Annotated in this window: 20 protein-coding genes; 4 read left to right on the forward strand and 16 right to left on the reverse strand. The window is 62.2% G+C overall.

Going from position 1 to position 19,647, the window contains the following annotated elements:
* Positions 1 to 119: 119 nt before the first annotated feature.
* From RCF49_RS10470 to RCF49_RS10480, 3 genes are read left to right on the forward strand one after another with little or no spacing between them, the layout of a single operon-like run.
* Positions 120 to 1,163, forward strand: a complete 1,044-nt coding sequence (locus RCF49_RS10470) for a methionine ABC transporter ATP-binding protein (protein ID WP_342644174.1) — start codon at positions 120 to 122, stop codon at positions 1,161 to 1,163.
* The gene (locus tag RCF49_RS10475) at positions 1,153 to 1,821 is read left to right on the forward strand and encodes a methionine ABC transporter permease (protein ID WP_342643966.1); all 669 of its coding nucleotides are present in this window, start codon (positions 1,153 to 1,155) and stop codon (positions 1,819 to 1,821) included. The genes RCF49_RS10470 and RCF49_RS10475 overlap by 11 nt, the downstream gene beginning before the upstream one ends.
* A gap of 20 nt (positions 1,822 to 1,841) precedes the next feature.
* Complete coding sequence (locus tag RCF49_RS10480; RefSeq protein ID WP_342643967.1) at positions 1,842 to 2,624, forward strand: MetQ/NlpA family ABC transporter substrate-binding protein; 783 nt, start codon at positions 1,842 to 1,844, stop codon at positions 2,622 to 2,624.
* A gap of 13 nt (positions 2,625 to 2,637) precedes the next feature.
* Here RCF49_RS10480 and RCF49_RS10485 read toward each other — a convergent pair whose 3' ends face one another.
* The 6 genes from RCF49_RS10485 to RCF49_RS10510 all read right to left on the reverse strand — a co-directional run bounded on the left by RCF49_RS10485 (position 2,638) and on the right by RCF49_RS10510 (position 7,011).
* Complete coding sequence (locus RCF49_RS10485) at positions 2,638 to 3,630, reverse strand: DMT family transporter (protein WP_342643968.1); 993 nt, start codon at positions 3,628 to 3,630, stop codon at positions 2,638 to 2,640.
* 164 nt (positions 3,631 to 3,794) lie between these two features.
* Complete coding sequence (locus RCF49_RS10490; RefSeq protein ID WP_342643969.1) at positions 3,795 to 4,457, reverse strand: response regulator transcription factor; 663 nt, start codon at positions 4,455 to 4,457, stop codon at positions 3,795 to 3,797.
* A gap of 45 nt (positions 4,458 to 4,502) precedes the next feature.
* A complete protein-coding gene (locus RCF49_RS10495) occupies positions 4,503 to 4,946 on the reverse strand; it encodes a secondary thiamine-phosphate synthase enzyme YjbQ (RefSeq protein ID WP_342643970.1) in 444 nt (147 codons plus the stop codon).
* Entirely contained in the window at positions 4,943 to 5,389 is a 447-nt protein-coding gene (locus tag RCF49_RS10500) for a hypothetical protein (RefSeq protein ID WP_342643971.1), read from the reverse strand. Before RCF49_RS10500 ends, RCF49_RS10495 begins: the two co-directional genes overlap by 4 nt.
* A gap of 7 nt (positions 5,390 to 5,396) precedes the next feature.
* Positions 5,397 to 6,554 (reverse strand): acyl-CoA dehydrogenase family protein, encoded by a 1,158-nt coding sequence (locus RCF49_RS10505; RefSeq protein ID WP_342643972.1) that lies wholly within the window; start codon positions 6,552 to 6,554, stop codon positions 5,397 to 5,399.
* A 25-nt stretch (positions 6,555 to 6,579) separates the two neighbouring features.
* Positions 6,580 to 7,011, reverse strand: coding sequence for a MerR family transcriptional regulator (locus RCF49_RS10510; RefSeq protein ID WP_342643973.1), 432 nt, complete (start codon positions 7,009 to 7,011; stop codon positions 6,580 to 6,582).
* Between the two features lie 229 nt (positions 7,012 to 7,240).
* Between RCF49_RS10510 and RCF49_RS10515 the strand changes: the two genes are divergently transcribed.
* Complete coding sequence (locus tag RCF49_RS10515; RefSeq protein ID WP_342643974.1) at positions 7,241 to 10,240, forward strand: hypothetical protein; 3,000 nt, start codon at positions 7,241 to 7,243, stop codon at positions 10,238 to 10,240.
* Between the two features lie 83 nt (positions 10,241 to 10,323).
* Here RCF49_RS10515 and RCF49_RS10520 read toward each other — a convergent pair whose 3' ends face one another.
* The 10 genes from RCF49_RS10520 to RCF49_RS10565 form a co-directional block, all read right to left on the reverse strand.
* On the reverse strand, positions 10,324 to 10,605 hold the full coding sequence (locus RCF49_RS10520; protein ID WP_342643975.1) for a hypothetical protein: 282 nt from the start codon (positions 10,603 to 10,605) through the stop codon (positions 10,324 to 10,326).
* Between the two features lie 195 nt (positions 10,606 to 10,800).
* Positions 10,801 to 12,123 carry a bifunctional folylpolyglutamate synthase/dihydrofolate synthase gene (locus RCF49_RS10525; RefSeq protein ID WP_342643976.1) on the reverse strand — a complete coding sequence of 441 codons (1,323 nt, stop codon included), beginning with the start codon at positions 12,121 to 12,123 and terminating at the stop codon, positions 10,801 to 10,803.
* 141 nt (positions 12,124 to 12,264) lie between these two features.
* The gene (accD, locus tag RCF49_RS10530; RefSeq protein WP_342643977.1) at positions 12,265 to 13,212 is read right to left on the reverse strand and encodes an acetyl-CoA carboxylase, carboxyltransferase subunit beta; all 948 of its coding nucleotides are present in this window, start codon (positions 13,210 to 13,212) and stop codon (positions 12,265 to 12,267) included.
* A gap of 78 nt (positions 13,213 to 13,290) precedes the next feature.
* Positions 13,291 to 14,139: a tryptophan synthase subunit alpha gene (gene trpA, locus RCF49_RS10535; protein ID WP_342643978.1), complete on the reverse strand. Its 849-nt coding sequence runs from the start codon at positions 14,137 to 14,139 to the stop codon at positions 13,291 to 13,293.
* Positions 14,140 to 14,142: 3 nt separating this feature from the next.
* Positions 14,143 to 15,366, reverse strand: a complete 1,224-nt coding sequence (gene trpB, locus RCF49_RS10540; protein ID WP_342643979.1) for a tryptophan synthase subunit beta — start codon at positions 15,364 to 15,366, stop codon at positions 14,143 to 14,145.
* A gap of 43 nt (positions 15,367 to 15,409) precedes the next feature.
* A complete protein-coding gene (locus RCF49_RS10545) occupies positions 15,410 to 16,060 on the reverse strand; it encodes a phosphoribosylanthranilate isomerase (protein ID WP_342643980.1) in 651 nt (216 codons plus the stop codon).
* Complete coding sequence (gene pyrF / locus RCF49_RS10550) at positions 16,057 to 16,800, reverse strand: orotidine-5'-phosphate decarboxylase (protein WP_342643981.1); 744 nt, start codon at positions 16,798 to 16,800, stop codon at positions 16,057 to 16,059. Before pyrF ends, RCF49_RS10545 begins: the two co-directional genes overlap by 4 nt.
* A gap of 134 nt (positions 16,801 to 16,934) precedes the next feature.
* Positions 16,935 to 17,765 carry a hypothetical protein gene (locus tag RCF49_RS10555; RefSeq protein WP_342643982.1) on the reverse strand — a complete coding sequence of 277 codons (831 nt, stop codon included), beginning with the start codon at positions 17,763 to 17,765 and terminating at the stop codon, positions 16,935 to 16,937.
* Entirely contained in the window at positions 17,762 to 18,730 is a 969-nt protein-coding gene (locus tag RCF49_RS10560; RefSeq protein WP_342643983.1) for an ornithine cyclodeaminase family protein, read from the reverse strand. Before RCF49_RS10560 ends, RCF49_RS10555 begins: the two co-directional genes overlap by 4 nt.
* A 101-nt stretch (positions 18,731 to 18,831) precedes the next feature.
* The gene (locus RCF49_RS10565; protein WP_342643984.1) at positions 18,832 to 19,191 is read right to left on the reverse strand and encodes a LapA family protein; all 360 of its coding nucleotides are present in this window, start codon (positions 19,189 to 19,191) and stop codon (positions 18,832 to 18,834) included.
* Positions 19,192 to 19,647 lie beyond the last annotated feature (456 nt).

Here is a 19,647-nt window from a genome sequence, read left to right on the forward strand (position 1 = left end):
AAGCCGGCGTGCTGCCTTATGGCTCCTTGCCGGACGACCTCGACACCTCGACCCAATACGAGACCGGTGCGGACGCCCTCACGAGGGGTCCGCGCAGGTCTTCGGTCGCCGACACGCCCATGGTGGAGTTGATCGGCGTCTCGAAGCGCTTCAAGCCGCGTGGCGCAAGCTTGGAAGTTGCGGCACTGAACGGTGTCGATCTCTCCATCCCCCGGGGCAGCATCGCTGGCATTATCGGCCGGAGCGGCGCAGGCAAGAGCACGCTGGTGCGCCTCCTCAACGGGCTAGAGCGCCCGACCGAAGGCCGCGTGCTGGTGGACGGGACGGAGGTCTCGCATCTCACGGGAAGTGCGCTCCGTGAGGCACGCCGCTCCATTGGCATGATCTTCCAGCACTTCAACCTGCTGTCATCGCGCACGGCCTTTGACAACGTCGCTTTGCCGCTGGAGCTTCAGGGCCAGAGTAAGCAATCGATCAAAGCCAGGGTCGAGCCCCTGCTGGAGCTCGTTGGTCTCACTGACAAGCGCGACCGCTACCCCGCGGAATTGTCGGGCGGACAAAAGCAGCGGGTCGGCATCGCCCGCGCTCTGGCCACCGAGCCAAAGCTGTTGCTGTCGGATGAAGCAACCTCCGCCCTCGACCCGGAGACGACCCAGGCCATACTCGGCCTTCTCGCCCGCATCAACCGCGAGCTCGGGCTGACCATCGTGCTGATCACTCACGAAATGGACGTGGTGAAGGAGATCGCCCATCAGGTGACCGTACTCGACCGCGGCAGCATCGTCGAACAAGGCGACGTGTTCGATGTCTTCACCCGGCCTCAGCATGAAGTGACCCGCGCCTTCCTCGGCGCGGTCAGCAGCCGCGCACTGCCGGCCTTCATCGCCGATCGCCTGCACGCAGAGCCTGGTCCCGACCGCCAGGCCCTGATCCGGATCACCTTCGCTGGACCGCATGCCACTGATCCGGTGGTGACCCGCCTGTCCCGGCACCTTGATAGGGATGTCACCATCCTGCAGGGCGAGGTGGATGCAATCGGCGGCCGGCCGTTCGGCAGCCTTGTGGTCGCCCTACCAGCGCCAGGTGACACCACCCTGAGCCAGGCGACCGCCTATCTCCAACAATTCGACCTTGGTGTGGAGCATCTCGGCTATGTCTCCTGAGCTCATCAACATCCTGCTGCGCGCCCTCACCGAAACCGTTCAGATGGTCGCCATCTCCGCCGCCATCGGAACGATCTTCGGCATACCCCTGGGCGTGTTCCTGGCAACCAGCGGCCGCGGCGAGCTCTTTGCTGCCCCGGCTCTGAACAAGGCGCTGGGCGTGATCGTGAATGTGGTTCGCTCAACGCCCTTCATCATCCTCGTGGTGGCCATCATCCCATTCACCAGGCTGGTTGTGGGAACCTCCATCGGGACCGCCGCCGCCATTGTGCCCCTCAGCGTTGCCGCGGTTCCGTTCATCGCACGTATCGTCGAGACGGCGGTTCGCGAGGTCGACCAGGGTCTGGTTGAGGCCGCGCTCGCCATGGGCGCAACACCCTTCCAGATCGTCCGCAAGGTCCTGCTCGCCGAGGCTATGCCCGGCATCCTGCTCGGCCTCACCCTGTCGATCGTCAGCCTCGTCGCGAATTCCGCCATGGTCGGCGCGGTGGGCGGTGGCGGTCTCGGCGACCTCGGCATCCGCTACGGCTATCAGCGCTTCATGCCGGAGGTGATGGCCGCCGTGGTGCTTATCCTCGTGGTCCTTGTCCAGGGCCTGCAGAGCCTTGGCGAATATCTCGCCCGCCGCGCCAACAAGCGCGTCCGCGTTACCATCTGACCTCTTAAGGAACTCGAGCCATGTCACTCAAACCATATCTCGCGGCGATTGCTCTCAGCATCGCCGCCCTGACCACCCAGGCCGCCGCCGAGACCATCAAGGTCGGCGTGAGCCCCGGGCCGCACGCGGAAATCCTGGAGAAGGTCAAGCCAGCCGCCAAGGCGAAAGGCCTCGACATCGAAATCGTCGAATTCTCCGATTATGTTGTGCCCAATGCGGCGCTCGATGCCGGTGAGATCGACGCCAATTCGTTCCAGCACCAGCCCTATCTCGACAACCAGATTGCCGATCGCAAGTTCGACCTCGTTTCGGTCGCGACCACGGTGAACTTCCCGCTCGGCATCTATTCGTCGAAACACAAGAGCTGGGACGAGGTCCCGGATGGCGCCACCATTGCCATCCAGAACGACCCGACCAATGGCGGGCGAGCCCTTCTGCTACTTCGCGACAAGGGCATCATCAAGCTGAAGGACGGAGTGGGCTACAAGCCCACGCCCGTGGACATCGTGGAGAATCCCAAGAACCTGAAGATCATTGAGCTCGATGCAGCCCAGACGCCTCGCTCCCTGGCCGATGTGGATGCGGCGGCCATCAACACCAATTACGCGGTTGATGCCGGCATCGAACCCACCAGCGCGATCCTGCGGGAGGATCCTAAGGGCCCCTATGTCAACGTCATTGCCGTTCGCACCAAGGACAAGGATGCCCCGTGGGTGAAGGAGTTGATCGCAGCCTATCGCACCCCTGAAATCAAGGCCTTCGTGAACGAGCGCTTCAAGGGTGCGGTCCTGCCGAGCTGGTAAAGTCGGCGCCGGCTCAAGCCTGCTGCACGGCGCCGTCTGCCTGCTTCGCATCCAGAGCCTTACGTGCGACCAGTCTTTCGCGATGGGCGGTATAAAGGCCGCTCATCGCAATCACGGCAGCACCCACATAGGTCCATGGGCCGGGCACGACGCCGAACATGAGGAAGCCAACGCCGCTCGCCCAGATAATCTGGATATAGGAGAAGGGTGCGAGCACCGAGGCATTCGCATGACGGTAGGCCAGCACGAACAGCAGATGGGCAATCGTCGATGACACACCGATTAAGCCACCGATCGCCAGGTGAGCAAGGCTCGGCGTCTGCCACTCGAACGGAACCCAGATGGTGAGCAGCACAGCGCCGACGATCGCGGAATAGACGAGCGTTGTCTGCGGCGTTTCCGTGGAGTTCATCACCCGGGTCGAGATCGCCGCCAATGCCCAGACCGCGGCGGCGCCCACCGGAAACAACGCAGCGAGCTGGAACGCGCTGGAGCCGGGCCGCACGATGATGAGTACGCCGATGAGCCCCACAGCCGCGGCAACCCAGCGCCGGATGCCGACCTTTTCCCCGAGCAGCGGAATGGCCAGCGCGGTGATGAAGACGGGCGAGACGAAATTAATAGCCGTCGCGTCCGCCACATTGAGATAGGCGAGCCCCGAAATGAACAGGATGGTTGACAGCACCATGTAGAAGCCGCGCATCACCTGCTGGCCGGGCCTCGCGGTATGAAAGACACGCCAGCCGCCCTGGATCACGGCCACCGGCACGACGAGCGCGCAGAACACCACATAGCGAATCCAGGCGATCTGGACCGCGCCGATGCTCTCGGTCAGATATTTCGCGGAAGTGTCTGAGATGGAAAAGAACACCGTTGCAAGCACGATCAGCAAGACGCCCTTGCTCGGCCCCTCAACAGCGATCAATGAACGAAGCCAACCTGTAACGGCGGGTATCTTAACGCCGGAAAACGCAGGCGCCTGGGCGGCTGCGGGAACGGAAGCCATCGGACTTCTCCAAGACACTCAATATGAATGCTTGTGATCCCGAACGAGCTCTGTGGAAAGCGCGCTTTTCGCAGGCGAGCCATGCGAGTCGCGAAGACGTCCGTTCATCTTTAAGTCATCTTTATTGATGCTTGTCTGGAAAATGTCACACTGCGCCAACCAGATTACATGGCGGCGTCTGATTGCCCGCGTTCCTCATCGATCTTGCCGACGGCGATCACCGCTTGTGTGCGGCTCTCGACCCCGAGCTTTTGCAAGACCGCCGAGACATGGGCCTTGACCGTCGCCTCCGACACCCCAAGCGCATAGGCGATCTGCTTGTTCAGCATGCCCTCCCGCAACATCATCAACACTCGAACCTGTTGAGGCGTGAGCGTTGCCAGCCGGCGTGCGAGCACATCGGTTTCATCCTCTTCCGTGCTGGTTGCCTCCACATCCGGCGGCAGCCACACCTCTCCGGAGAGCACGTGCTCGATCGCGCGACGGATCGTGCCCGCAGGTGCTGATTTCGGAATGAAGCCGGATGCACCGAGGGCCATCGCCCGCCTTATGACTGGCGGATCCTCCGTTGCCGAGACGACCACCGTTGGAACCTCCGGAAATTGTGCCCGCAGGAACGCCAGACCGGCAAGCCCATGTACGCCGGGCATCTTGAGATCGAGCAGCACGAGATCCAGGGCGTCATGCTGCTCGAGCAGCGCCGTAACCTGATCCAGCGACCCGGCCTCTTCCACCTGGGCTCCCGCATAGGCTGCCGTGAGGGCATGGCGCAGCGCGTCTCGGAACAGGGGATGGTCGTCGGCGATGATGAAATGATATCCTGCCATCACCGCGTCTTTCTTGAATGGTTCAACGCAATCGCTCCCCAGTCGTCATTCCTCGGCGCCTGTCGACCCGATGAAATGAACGGCGATCTCGCGGCGATGCGGCTGGTCACGGTGCTCGAAGACATAGAGCGCCTGCCAAGTGCCCAAGAGCAGCCTTCCATTTTGCACGGGCACCGAGAGATTGCTGCCGGTCAAGGCTGCCTTGATATGCGCCGGCATGTCGTCAGGACCTTCAAGATCGTGAAGATAACCGGCATTCCGAGGTGCCAATCGGTCAAATGCGGCAACCAGATCGGCGCGGACGTCGGGATCGGTATTCTCCTGGATGACGAGAGAGGCCGATGTATGCCGAATAAATAAGGTCAGAAGCCCATCCTGGGCCTGTCTGTCTTCGAGCCATCCCGTCACCTTTGGAGTGACGTCAACCAAACCCTGGCCGCGCGTCGCGACTGACAAACTATCGACAAACTGTATAAATTCTGTTTTCAAATATTTTCGCCCGGCTTATCTTCCAGAGATTGCGCAAATCTGAACAATCTCTTGACCATGTCTTCAAAGAACCCCAGAATCTGGTTCAACTGCTTTTCTGCAGACGAATTATCCGCCGGGTCTGACCTCTTTATGGCACTTTCGAGTTCGGCGATCTTCTCCTTGAGCTTGGCGTTCTCCGCCTTCAGTTCCTCGTTCTCCTGACGGAGCTGCTGACTGTCGTCATTGACGGGAACGCAGGTGATCGTCCCCTCCTTGCCCGCGCATTTCAAAATCCCGCCTGTCTGCTGATCCACGCGAAGAAACCCGCCATCGCTGGTCTCCTCGATCGTATAGCGCGACGACTGTGGATCCGCGTGGGCGACAGCAGGGAATGCTGCGCAGCACAGCAGTGCCGCGATGCCGCCGAGCTTGCGTAAGGCCAATTTGGACAGAGCTGTCATGCCGCTCTCATAGGCTGCGCGATATCAGCATTTTCATGATCTCGTTCGTCCCGCCATAGATCCTCTCTACGCGAGCGTCACGAAACATACGTGCGATCGGATATTCATTCATATAACCATAGCCGCCGTGTAGCTGTAGGCAATTATCGATGATCTTGCATTGCAGATCGGTAACCCAATACTTCGCCATGGATGCCGTGGGCGCATCGAGTGCGCCCTCCAGATGCCTGCCGATGCAATGATCGACGAAGACCTTTGCAATCGTTGCTTCCGTCTTTGCCTCGGCCAGTGCGAATTGCGTGTTCTGAAACTCGAGGATCGACTTGCCGAAAGCTTTGCGTTCCTTGACATAATCGAGAGTGACGCTGATCGCCCGCTCTATCCGTGAGACGGCCTGTATGGCGATCAAGAGGCGTTCCTGAGGGAGCTGCTGCATCAGCTGGACGAAACCCTGACCCTCTTCGCCACCTAGCAAACAATCCGCCGTCACCCGCACCTCGTCGAAGAACAGCTCGGACGTGTCGTTCGCCTTCAGGCCGATCTTGTCGAGATTACGTCCGCGGCGAAATCCGTCCACCTCATCCGCCTCGACGACGAAGAGCGAGGTGCCCTTGGCGCCGCGTTCGGGATCAGTCTTGGTGACGACGACGATCAGATTGGCGATCTGACCATTGGTAATGAAGGTTTTCTGGCCATTGATGACATAGTGGTTGCCGCTGCGCCGCGCCTGCGTTTTGACGCCCTGGAGATCAGATCCCGCGGCAGGTTCGGTCATGGCGACGGCGCCGATCAGCTCGCCTGTCGCAAGCCGCGGTAGCCAGCGCCGCTTCTGCTCTTCCGACCCGTAATGGAGAATGTATGGCGCAACGATCGCATTGTGCAGCATGAGCCCGAAGCCATCGACCCCTGAGAGCCCCATCTCGCGGGCGATCACTGCGTCATGCGCGAAACTGCCCCCGGCACCGCCATAGGCCTCCGGCACTTCCGCGCACAGCAGGCCCTGCGCACCGGCCTTGCTCCAGACCTCGCGATCGACCGCGCCCTGCTTTTCCCAGGCCTCGTAATGCGGAACGCACTCGTTGTCGAAGAAGCGGCGCGCAGAATCCGCCACGAGGTCGAGTTCCTCCGTCATCCAATCGGGTCTGGGCAGGTTCAATCCAGTCATGCCGTCGCGCTCCATCCGTATCCGATCAACTCGCCATCGCCGATGCAAGCTTCTCCTTTTCCTTCAGCATGCCCTCCACGATGCTGCAAGTTCGTTCGAGATCGACGATCGTGTCCTCGAGCTCCTGCCGCTGTGTCTTGAGATGGTCGAGCCGCGTGCGCAGCTTCTGGGAGGCCACCGTCAGCTGCATCACGTGACCGTCCCGCAGCTGGTAAAGATCGAGGATCTCTTTGATTTCCTCCAACGACAGCCCCACGCGCTTGCCACGCAGAATGAGTTGCAATCGCGCCCGGTCGCGATAATTGAACAGTCTCGTCCAGCCTTTTCTGGCTGGACTGAGCAGCCCTTTCTGCTCGTAGAAACGAAGTGTCCGCGGCGTAACCTCGAACTCCTCGCACAAATCGGAAATGGTATAAACTTTCATGCGATCCGGCTGTGCGGTTTGCTTTCGAACCATGCGCCATCTCCTGTCGTTTTCCTCCCAATCTATCAGGTGACCTCCACGTCAACCAGTGCTCGTGGACGCTAATGACAGGCCAAGAGCGGCCTTTTGCGAGCCTGTTAACTTATAATTTACCCAATTGGTTAACTTTTATCCGAGTGATTCCCAATTCGCGGAGACCGGCTATCAGCCGCCTGCTTTGGGGTTTGACCCTGCCGGGGTCGCGTTAATGGTGAGTGATCCGATGACAGTCGGCGTCCCGTGGAGCATCAAAGGCATTGACCCGGAAGCGCGAGAGGCTGCGAAGGAGGCAGCGCGAAAAAGCGGGTTGACGCTTGGGCAATGGCTCACCGCCAAGATCATGGAAACCGCGCAGGAGCCGGTCCAGGGCTCCCAGCCCGCGGCACTGATCTCCGGCAATATCCAGCGCAAGCTCGATGGCCTTGAGGAGCGCCTGGCCGAGCTCACGCGCCAGCAGCAGCAGACCGCAGCCGGGCGCCTCTATGAAGAGCGTATGGCACATGAGCCGGTTGAAGCTCTGCTTGCCCGGGTCGATCGCCACGAGCGGCGCACGGTCGAGGCCTTTGCGGCCATCAACGACCGCCTGTCCGGCATAGCCCGCCAGGTGAACCATACTCAATCCAACCCCTCTGTCGACGTCTCGGCGTCATTGGAAGCGGCGCTGCGTAGGGTCGTCGACCACATCGCAGCCAATGAGGAGAGAAACCGCGGCGCTCTCCAGACATTGCACGAGCGTCTTGCTGCACTCAGCGCCCAAGCAGGCATTGCGGCCGGAAGTGAGACGGTCGGGATCGATCCCGCTGAAATCGACAGCCGCTTCGAGGCTCTCACGGCAAGGCTGGACGAGGCCCAGGAGTATGCGGAAGCCGCGGCCCGGCGCACCATGGAGGGCGTCGTCAGCGATCTGCGCAGCGAGCTCCTTGAGCGCGAGGAGCGTCTCACCCAGACGATCAACGAAGCCCGCGCCCAGCCCGATACCTCCTCCGAGCGTGAGGATCTCTACCGCCAGATCGACACCCTTTCCAAACGGCTCTTCGCCGTCGAGGCCGACCGGGGCTCAGCCCATCTCGAGGGACAGGTCGCGGAACTCACCACTCGTATCGACGAGCTGGATGAGCGCTTGCGCGCCGTAGCGGAAGATCAACCCAGCAGCGAGGTGCTGATGGAGTTGCAGACCCATATCGTCGCCCTGACGGAAAAGCTTGCCTCAGTCGAGAAGCGCTTTGGTGAGATTGACGCCGTAGAACGCAGCGTCGCCGATCTGTTCAAGGCGATGGAGCAGAGCAAATCGGAAATGCGCGCCTTGGCCGCTCGCACCGCCGAACATGCGGCCGGGCGTGCCGGCGAAGTCCCGACCGGCCCGTCCCCGGAGCTCCAGGCCCTTCAGAACGGCCTTGCCGCGGTGAAGCGCAGCATCACGGATTCCGACGAGCAGACCCAGAAGACCCTGGTGATCGTCCACGACACCCTGCAGGAAATCGTCAGGCGGCTCGCGACTGTCGAACAGCGAATGGAGACCGCCAGCGAGCAGCCCAAAGAGACCGGGCAGCCGCCGTCGCCGCCCTCCGAGGAGCCTCCTGTCGCCGCACAGGATGGCGAAGAGCGTTCGGCCGACATTCCCGACCTTCTTCGGAAGATTGAGATGCCCTTCATGGCGGGGCAGTCGAATGGCAGGTTGCCGTTCGTCCAACCACCGGCGGATGAGCAGAAGCAGGAAGAGCAAGGGAAGGCCGAGCCTCACCTTGTCTCGCCAACGGCGCCCAATCCCGATGAGACCGTTAGCCCCGCAGCGATGGCCAGCGCCGATCAGCTAGAGAAGCCGGAGAAGGCCGAGAAAGCCGACAGTGATGTCAGCGCTGGCCCTGCGCAGGCCGAGCGGCCGATCGAGACGATCACCCGGCGGGATGACTTTATCGCCGCGGCGCGCCGGGCCGCGCAAGCCGCTGCCCAGGCACCGCAGAACCAGCCCCGCCGCTTCGATCCCTTGGGCAAGCTCCGCGCCCTTGGTTTGGGTCGCGGTGGTGAGGAGAAATCGGCATCGCCTGCATCTGAAGCGGACGAAGGCAACCCCGTCGTTCGCCGCAAGCCGCTCGTCCTTGCCGGCGCGGTTCTGCTATTGCTGGCGATCTCCGCCTATAGCCTGAGTGGCCGGCACACAAACCTGCTGTCTGGCCATCAGGATGACCAACCGGCGCCCACCGTGGCAGAAGGCGGCGACAAGCCTGCCGCTGAGCAGGACCAGCAGAAGCACAGCTCCGGCTTCTCGATCGGATCCTACCTGACCCCGGGCAAGCTCACCGACTGGTTCAACCAGTTCACCGAGGTACTGGGTATCACCGAGGCCGAACCTTCTGATCCCGTGACCACCGGCTCGATTGGCAAGAGCTCGTCACTTCTGCAAATTCCAACCGTTGCCGCCACACCAGCCTCCCTCAGCAATATCGAGACCGGCGGTTCGAAATCATCCTCGCGCCATTCGAACTGGGTGGCGACGGCAGATGATGCATCCAGCGCTCAGCCCGCGCCCATGATGCACCAGGACGTGGTGCCCGAGCGCGTGGGCTCACCGGCCCTGCGCAAGGCCGCTCAAGCCGGCGACCCCGCGGCCCAGTTCATCGTTGCTACGGAATTGCTTGAGGGAGATGGCCCCAGCGAGGCGACCGTCGCGATGCGCTGGTTCCAGAAGGCTGCGGCCCAGGGTCTTGCCCCCGCCCAATACCGGCTTGGCATGATGTTTGAGCGCGGCACCGGCGTTCCCGCCAGTCTGGCGACGGCCCGCATCTGGTATCTGCGTGCGGCCGAAAAGGGCAATGTGAAAGCCATGCACAACCTGGCGGTGGCCTATGCCGGCGATGGTCAGGAAACGCCCGATTATGCGCAGGCCGCCCGTTGGTTCGCCGCTGCCGCCGAGTATGGCATTCGCGACAGCCAGTATAATTACGGGGTGCTCCTCGAGAAGGGGCTCGGTGTTCCCCAGAACGCCCGCAAGGCCTATTTCTGGCTCGCCGTATGCGCGCGTGCCGGCGACAAGGAGGCGGCACAGCGGGCCGACGCTCTGAAATCGCAGTTTGCCGCCCGTGAATTGGCCGAGATCGATGCAGCCGTCGCGCAGTGGCGGCCACGGACACCGGTCCAGGATGCCAATACGGTGGCCATCGATGATGGTTGGCGTGATCCTGCGCAACCGGACCAACGTGCGTCCTTATGGCCGACCCAAAACTGAGCCTCCCAACCGTCTGCCCTGCGCCCGCACGATGACAGCGCGGCTCCGTACACGCTATAGCGGAGCCAACCTCGCCCGAGGCGTCACGCGGCCAGTGGCTCGTGCTGCACGGGTTCCTCCTCCACGCTGACCCGCACCGCGCCCCCTTCCCGCTCCTGTCGGATACCGATCAGGAAATTCAGGAAAACCTCCGTGTCCTCCAGGCTGGCGAAATCGCCGAAGGAGTCGATCTCGTTCCTGGTATCCACGATGTAGTAAATTCGGCCCTTTTCGACCAAGGCAGGTAACACCCGCCTGCGAACCGAAAACCCGAAGCCCTCTGCTTTCGCCTGAAGGCGACGGTGACGATCATCTGTTTCCAACATGCGTCCCCCACCGTCCGTTAACGAATTTTATTAGATTCTGCACGGCCGTGGAACGACTTAGCAAAAAGCTCTGGAAAAAATTAACTATTTGACCAAACTGTTGCTATTACGCAACAGCAACATACGCCGCGACCGCAGGCCAATTGCACCACGGCGCTCTACGCTTATCCTTGAAATTGCTCTTTAAACGGATCCTCACGGTCCTGTTTCGACCACGCCCTCATGCGCGGCAAGGACATGCCCCGCCAGGTAGAGAGAGCCGCAGATCAGAACCCGCGGAGCCAAATCGGCATCCGATCCGGCGCGCTCCAGGGCGTCGGCGAGGGAACTCGCGATCTCGCTCTCGATCCCCTGTTCTGCAGCAATTGCCGCCAGCACCGTCGGGTCTTCCGCGGCAGCCTCGCCCGGGATTGCCAGCGTGATGACCCGCCTTGCAAGCCCTGCAAACGGCCGAATGAACGCGGCAGGATCTTTGGTGCGCAGCATGCCCCAGATGAGGATAAGCGGCCGGGAGACGCGCTCCTCGATCTCCGCAAGCGAAGCGGCCAGCACCCGGCCGGCGGATTCATTGTGCCCCCCATCAAGCCACAGCTCTGAGCCCTGCGGCAGCAAGGCCGTAAGCGGCCCGCCGTCGAGCCGCTCCAGACGCGCTGGCCACGAGGCTGTGAGCAGTCCCTTTCCGATCTCAGCTTCCCCGACCCCCGGCACATCGAGCGTCCGCATGCACGCGATTGCAAGCCCCGCATTGTCGATTTGGAACCGGCCATTGAGCCTCGGCAAAGGCAGATCAAGCAGGCCTTGCATGTCCTGGTAGACCAGGCGCCCATGCTGCTCGAATGCTTGCCATTCCTGCCCCGCGACGATGAGCGGCGCGCCCCTGCGGGCGGCCGTCTGCTCGATCACCTGCAGCGCCTCCTCGCTCTGAACGCCGGTCACACACGGCCTGCCCGGCTTTATGATGCCAGCCTTTTCCGCCGCGATCTGGCCAAGGGTATCCCCCAGAAACTCCCGATGGTCGTAATCGATCATGGTGATGACGCTGACGACCGGGTCAACCACGTTGGTTGCATCCAGCCGGCCGCCAAGCCCGACCTCGAGAACGAGGTAATCCGCCGGATGTCGCGAGAAGGCAAGCAGCGCCGCTGCCGTGGTGATCTCGAAGACCGTGATCGGTGCCCCGCCGTTGCATGCCTCGCACTCCTCGAGCAGAGCAGCGAGCATGGAATCGCTGATCAATTGCCCGCCCCCGGGCGCCCCTAGCCTGATCCGCTCGTGAAAGCGCACCAGATGCGGCGAGGTATAGACATGCACCGTCTTTCCGGCGGCCTCCAGCATCGCGCGTACGAATGCCGTCACCGAGCCTTTGCCATTGGTGCCGGCCACATGGATCACCGGCGGCAGCTTGCGCTCGGGATGACCCAAGGCCGCAAGGATGCGCCACATGCGATCCAAGGACAGATCGATGACCTTCGGGTGCAAGGCGGTCAATCGTGGCAGGATGGCGTCGCTGAGCGACATTGGCCAATCTCCTGGCTTTCACACGTTGCATGGGCAGTTCAGGTCCGAGCAACGTAACGAGGGTCATTGTCAATGGACCAGAGCCAGACGCCGGGCATTGGCCGCACCGTCCCGTTTGGCTCTGGCTTAAATCCACTCTTGTCAGGTGGAGCTGACGGCAGCGTCACCCTGGCCTGCCGTCTCGGTTTCCGCAGTAGCGAGGCCCTTTGTATCCTCTGATCCCGCAATCAGCAACGGTTCCGGCACATGCATCAGCATCCGCACCAGGCGGCTGAGCGTCGCCCGCATCTCGTGTCGGTGCACCACCATGTCAACCATGCCGTGCTCCAGCAGGTATTCTGAACGCTGAAAGCCCTCGGGCAGCTTTTCCCGGATGGTCTGCTCGATCACCCTGGGTCCCGCAAAGCCGATGAGCGCGCCTGGTTCTGCGATGTGAACATCCCCCAACATCGCATAGGAGGCTGTCACTCCGCCGGTCGTCGGATTGGTCAGCACCACGAGATAAGGCAGCCGTGCGTCTTTCAGCATCTCGACCGCCACGGTCGTGCGCGGCATCTGCATGAGCGAGAGGATGCCCTCCTGCATGCGGGCTCCACCGGAAGCAACGAACAGAATGAACGGGGCTTTGCGGCGCACGGCCGTCTGCATCGCCGTGATGATGCTTTCGCCCGCAGCCATTCCGAGCGAGCCGCCCATGAAGTCGAAATCCTGGACGGCGGCGACAGTCTCGACCCCATCGAGCTTTCCGACGCCGGCCTGCACGGCATCCTCTTTCCCGGTCTTCTGTCTGGCTTCCTTGAGGCGGTCCACATATTTCCGCTGGTCACGGAATTTGAGCGGATCGGTCGCCACCTTCGGCATCTCGATCTGCTCGTAATGGCCCTCATCGAACAAGCCCTTGAGACGCACAGCCGGCGGCATGCGCATATGATAGTCGCTGCCGGGAATCACGAACTGGTTGGCCTCGAGGTCCCGGTAAAAGACCATTTGGCCCGTCTCCGGGCATTTGACCCAAAGATTGTCCGGCACTTCCCGGCGAGACAGGATGTTGCTGATCTTCGGGCGGACGAAATTCTTGATCCAGTTCACGAATTTTCCTCTCGGGCACGGCCGTGCGAACCCATCGTCCAGCATCGGCGCTGGCCGCACGGCATACGCGCTATGCTCCTATTCTGCTGCGGCGGCGCGGGCACCGCGCACGCCCTCCGCCAGAGATGCAACCAGCCGATGCACATCACCAATGGCATTTGCCGGCGGCCCCTGATTCGCGAGACTGTTCCGGATCACATCGACCAGCGCCGATCCCACCACCACCGCATCCGCATGGGCGGCGATCGCGGCCGCTTGTGCCGCCGTCTTCACCCCGAAGCCCACGGCGACCGGCAGGCTGGTCTGTGCACGGATGCGATCCAGAGCTTGCTTGACGGCGCTCGCGTCCGCGGCACGGGTTCCGGTGATGCCCGTGATCGAGACGTAATAAACGAAGCCGCTCGTGTTCCTCAGCACCGTCGGCAGCCGCTTTTCATCGGTGGTGGGAGTGGCGAGCCTGATGAAGTTGAGCCCTGCCCGCAATGCCGGAAGACAAAGCTCTTCATCTTCCTCCGGCGGCAGATCGACCACGATGAGCCCATCCACGCCGGCCTCGCGGGCATCCGTGAGAAACCGCTCGACCCCATAGCTATAGATCGGATTGTAATAACCCATGAGCACGATCGGCGTGCGGTCATCCTCAGCCCGGAAGTCCCGGACCATTGCCAGCGTCTTCTTGAGCGTTTGCCCGGCCGCCAATGCCCTGAGCGAGCTCGCCTGGATAGCCGGCCCATCCGCCATGGGGTCGGTGAACGGCATGCCAAGCTCGATGATATCGGCGCCGGCCCCAGGCAGTCCCTTCAAAAGGGCAAGAGAGGTCTCGTGATCGGGATCACCCGCCGTGATGAAGGTGACGAGCGCGGCGCGCCCTTCCCTCGCCAGCGCGGCGAAACAATCGTCAATACGGGTACGGTGCTCGGCACTCATGGCTCACATCTCCACGCCAAGATGCTCTGCAACCGCAAACACATCCTTATCACCGCGTCCGCTGAAATTGACGATAATGATCTCATCCTTGCCCATGCTCGGTGCGAGCTTTTCCACATAGGCCAGCGCATGGGCGCTTTCCAGGGCCGGGATGATGCCCTCGAGCTTCGTTACGCTCTGGAACGCAGCCAGCGCCTCCTTATCGGTGATCGGCACATATTTCACCCGGCCGATATCACTGAGCCATGAATGTTCCGGCCCGATACCGGGATAATCGAGCCCCGCGGAGATCGAATGCGCTTCCCGGATCTGTCCGTCATCGTTCTGCAGAAGATACGTGCGGTTCCCGTGCAGGACACCCGGCCGGCCGCCGCCGATCGATGCCGCATGCTCGCTCGTATCGATGCCCCGCCCTGCTGCCTCGACGCCGAAAATCTTGACGTCGCGATCATCCAGGAAGGGATGGAACAGGCCGATCGCGTTGGACCCGCCGCCGACGGCCGCCACCAGCGCATCCGGCAGCCGCCCTTCGGCCTCGAGGATCTGCTCTTTGGCTTCCTGCCCGATGATTGCCTGAAAGTCGCGCACCATCGCGGGATAAGGGTGCGGCCCAGCAGCCGTGCCGATGATGTAGAACGTATCATCCACATTGGAGACCCAGTCGCGCAGCGCCTCGTTCATGGCGTCCTTCAGCGTCTGCGAACCGGCGGTGACCGGGCGCACCTCCGCGCCGAGCAGCTTCATCCGGAACACGTTCGGCCGCTGCCGGGCAACGTCCGTCGCGCCCATATAGATCACGCAGGGCAGACCGAACCGCGCACACACGGTTGCCACCGCCACCCCATGCTGGCCAGCGCCGGTCTCCGCGATGATCCGCGTTTTGCCCATCCGGCGCGCGAGCAGCACCTGACCCAGGCAATTGTTGATCTTGTGAGACCCGGTGTGGTTCAGTTCCTCGCGTTTGAAATAGATCTTGGCGCCGCCAAGATGCTCCGTCATCCGTTCGGCGAAGTAGAGCGGGCTTGGCCGGCCTGAATAGGTCTTGTGCAGACCGTTCAGCTCCGCATGGAAGGCCGGGTCGGTCTTCGCCGCATTATAGGCCGCCTCGAGCGACAGGATCAGCGGCATCAGCGTTTCCGCGACGAACCGTCCGCCATGAATGCCGAAATGCCCGCGCTCGTCGGGCCCGGAGCGATAGGTGTTTGCGATGGGAGCGGTTTCAGTCATGCGGAATAAAGCTGGCTTTCAAGAATTCAGATCCAAACGGGTTCTAGCCCGCCCCCCTCACCGCCTCAATGAAATTCCTGATGAGATCCGGATCCTTCCGGCCTGGTGCTGTCTCCACGCCCGAAGACACGTCGACGATCGGGGCACCCGTCAGGCGGATCGCCTCCTTCACATTCTCAGGCGTCAGACCGCCCGAGAGCATGAAGGGCTTATTTCCCTTGTGCTGGCTGAGCAGTGACCAATCGAAGGCTACCCCATTGCCCCCCGGCAAGGCATTGGCGAGATTGGCGGGTGCTGCTGCATCGAACAGCATCAGCGCAGCCGCCCCTTCATAGCGCGCGGCCGCCTCTATGTCGCTGGCCGTCCGAACCTGGATGGCCTTGATCACAGGCACGCCGAACCGGCTTACAATTTCAGAAACCCGTTCGGGGCTCTCGGTGCCATGGGCCTGAATGAAATCCGGTTCCACCGCGGCGACGATCTCGCTCAGCCTCTGATCATCCGCATCGACCGTCAGCACCACCTTCTGCGCCTGGCGACCGGCCAGCCGTGCGAGAAAAGCCGCATCAGCCGGCGCGACATTCCGCGGACTGCGAGGATAGAACACGAAGCCGATCATGTCGGCCTTCGCCGCGAGCGCTGCCTCCAACGTGGCGGGTTCGCTGATCCCGCAGACTTTCACTCGTGCATTCAACTCGCTGCCTCGCGCGCGCGATCAACTTCCGATGTGATGGCCTCAGCGGCCCTCACTGGGTCGGCTGCGGCAGTGATTGGCCGCCCGATCACCAGAATATGGGCACCCGCCTTGATCGTGTCACCCGGTGTGGCAATCCGCTTCTGATCGCCGCTCGCCGCATCCAAAGGCCGAATGCCTGGCACCACGGTCATGAAATGCTTGCCGAAGCCCGCGCGCATGGCGGCAACCTCTGCCGGGCTGCACACCACGCCGTCGAGCCCACACCCTGCTGTGATCGCGGCAAGCTGCAGGGCATGATGCGACGCATCTGCCCCATGGCTCATGTCGAAACCGAGCGTCGCCAAGTCCATGCCATCGAGGCTCGTGAGAATGGTCACCGCGATCAGCTTCGGCCTCGCATCGGCCGGCGCTCCATCAATCGCCTCCCGCGCGGCTGACAGCATGGCCGCTCCACCCGTGGCGTGAACATTGACGATCGCCGGCGGAATGCCAAGGCGGGTGATCGACCTGAGACCGCCTGCAACCGTATTTGGAATATCGTGCAGCTTGAGATCGAGGAACACCGGCACACCGCAGGCGGCAACCCGCTCATAACCCTGGGGGCCGTTGGCATAGAAGAATTCGAGCCCCAGCTTGACGAAGCCGACCACGCCCTTGAGCGCGCGGGCAAGGGATACGGCGCGGTCGACATCCGGCGTATCGAGGGCGACGCAGATCGGGTTGGGAAGCGGGCTCATTGGCTGCCTGTATCTGTTTGCGCGGCTTATAACAGATCAGAGGGGTCGGTGCGAGAACTGTGCAGCGACACCGCCAGCCGAAAATGCGAACCAAGCCAGAGTTACAACCGGCTTCGGTCGGAACGCGACACCCTCTATCCGCCGCATCCGCACCAAAGCACATGTTCGGCGCGATCTCCCCGAATCGCCGCCGCATCCCACCCATCCCCGAAATCGAAGGCACTATAGGTGACGATCTCGTATTTGCCATCGGCGTCAATATCGAGAATGGCAACGATCTGATTGTTCAGGAGCGAGGCGGCCTGCTCTTCCGAGCTCGCCTCCGCGGCGGCCACCACGTCGCTGCGAATGGGAATGACTTTCTCTCGCCCCGCCACCAGCAACACGGAATAATCCCCCGCGACGGCGCCATCATTGCCGATCCGCGCGGCATTGATCACCAGTTCGTCCTGTCCATCTCCATCGAGATCCACCGACAAGACTTGCTTGAACTTGAGTTCGGGCTCGGCAATCCCTGCCGCTTTGAGGTGATCGGTGAGCACTTGGCGTGCGCGCTCGTCCGGCTCCTTCACCGCCAGCGCCTTCGGCAACAGGCTCTTTACGTCCGCCTCATGGCCAGAGACGGCAACCGCAAACACCCCCGGCTGGTCATCCTCCAACGCCAGCTCAACCCCGTAGCTCGCCTCGCAATCTCCCGTCTCGGTGAGTTCTGCCGGACCAACCGCACTGACCTCTCTGAGGGTACCGGACAGGGTGATGAGCGTATAGGCCTGACTATAGCCGAGCGAGGGCACGATCTGCTCAGCGGCGATGAAGTTGGCACCATCAGCCCCGCCGAGGAAGCAGGTCTCACCCTCCGGGGTCACCCCGACAACGGCGCGCCCGCCCGCATGCGAGGGCGCTACCGCCGCGATGAGAGAAACGACCGTGATGAGCGCTGCGAGCGCACCGCACCGGCCCCTCATGCCGCCTCCGCACGGCGATAGAGCATGATGGCTGCGGCGAGATCCTCGAGTGCCGTTCCGACAGATTTGAACACGGTGATCTCCTGGTCGGACATCCGCCCGGCCACCCGGCCAGTGCAGAGATCAGCAAGCTCGCCGCGGATCTTGTCGGCCTTGAGCGCCCCGGCATCGATGGCCTGCACGATATCGCCGGCTTCGGCAAAGGCGCCTTCGCGCGTGTCGACGTAAACCGCCCCGCGTCGCATGACCTCGTCATCACTCTCGCGCAGGCTGGGCTTGAAGGCGCCCACCAGATCCACGTGGACCCCAGGCTTCAGCACGGCCCCATGCACCAGCGGCTCGGCGGACATGGTTGCGCAGGAAATGATGTCGGCCTCCGGCGCGGCGCTGTCCATGTCTGGAATGGCTGCTGCCTCGAACCCTTCGGCCCGCAGCGTTTGTGCAAGCGCATCCGCCTTGTCGCGCGACCGGTTCCAGACCAGCACCCGCTTGATGGGCCGCACAGCCGCATGCGCGCGGGCGAGATGGGGAGCCAATGCCCCAGCCCCTGCCAGCAGGAGCGTTTCAGCCCCTTCTCGCGCGAGATAGGAGGCAGCGAGCGCCGAGGCCGAGGCCGTCCGCCGGACGGTGAGCTCCGCGCCCTCGATCAAGGCTATGGCCGCACCGGTTTTGCCATCGATCAGCAGATACTGGCCTTGGATGCTTGGCCGCCCATGTGTCGGATTATCGGGGAAAACGCTCAGGATCTTGAGGCCGATATAGCTGCCCAGCGCGGCGCTTTCTTGTGCCAGGCCCGTCCAGGCCGGCATCAGCAGGAACAATCCCTCGGCGCGGTCACCGCGTGGAAGCGAATGATGATGGCGGAGGGGCGTCGAGATACTGCCGGCAAAGCCATCACGCAAGGCGTCGACGAAATCCCGGTAGCTTGCGATGTCCCGGATCGCATTGGCATCGATGATCCGCATGGAGCCCCTCTCGACTAGAGCAATTCCAACCGGCCTTCCCCTGCGGAACTGCGTAACAGAACTTAGATCATTTCACCGTCTCCCCAAAACGGTGAATTGATCTAGACCGGATGAAGCGGAGCCGGCACCTGGGTGGTGCGTGGCACGGGCACGCTTTGATCAGAGGCAGCAACCGCGCTGCGGTCGCGCTCGGTCTCCAGCCTGCGAACCTCCTGCCGTTGCAGCCTCGCCTCTTTTCGCCACTTGCCCTGGCTGAGCCAGGCGGATGTCCCCCCGATCAGCATGCCGAGGATAATGGTGGCAACCAGCAGCACATAGAGCGGCAATTCGAAGGAGAGCCATGGCTGCTCCATATCGAACGGATCCAGAGAGAACACCACCGGCCGCCTGTTCGCGACGGCGACAATAATGACGATCAGGGCAACGGGAATGCCCAAAAGCCACGAAAGGATGCGCTTCAAAACAGCACTCCGCGCTTGTCGTGGAGACCTGGACGGTAGCCGTCTCCGCAGGAATCACGGGGACTGTCAACCGGAGCAAACACCGGCTAAACAGCGATTCCCTATGATATCAGATTGGCGGCGACCGAGACAGTCCGACGATCGACCGATGGTTGATACCGCGACGCCATAAGGGCAAGCAGGGATCTATGCGGCCTGCCGATGACCCGTTGCGCAGGCGAACTCACCAGGACAATTACCGATGGCTGGAGGCTGACACGCACTCTGCACGAGACCGCGCCCACCAAAGCACGAGGCGAGGAATGCGCCGTCTATGCCCGCTCCAAAAAGGAGATCTTTTGCTGGTCGCATTTCTTGACGCGAGCCGGTGCCCCACTTCGCTTGAAAATGCTCCAGGCGAGCCGCATGAAGATAGAGCGAGCAAAGATGCAAGAGCTGTTTAGCTGCTCGGCGAAA

Source organism: Rhodoligotrophos sp. CJ14 (assembly GCF_038811545.1).
GTDB classification, from domain to species: Bacteria; Pseudomonadota; Alphaproteobacteria; order Rhizobiales; family Im1; genus Rhodoligotrophos; species Rhodoligotrophos ferricapiens.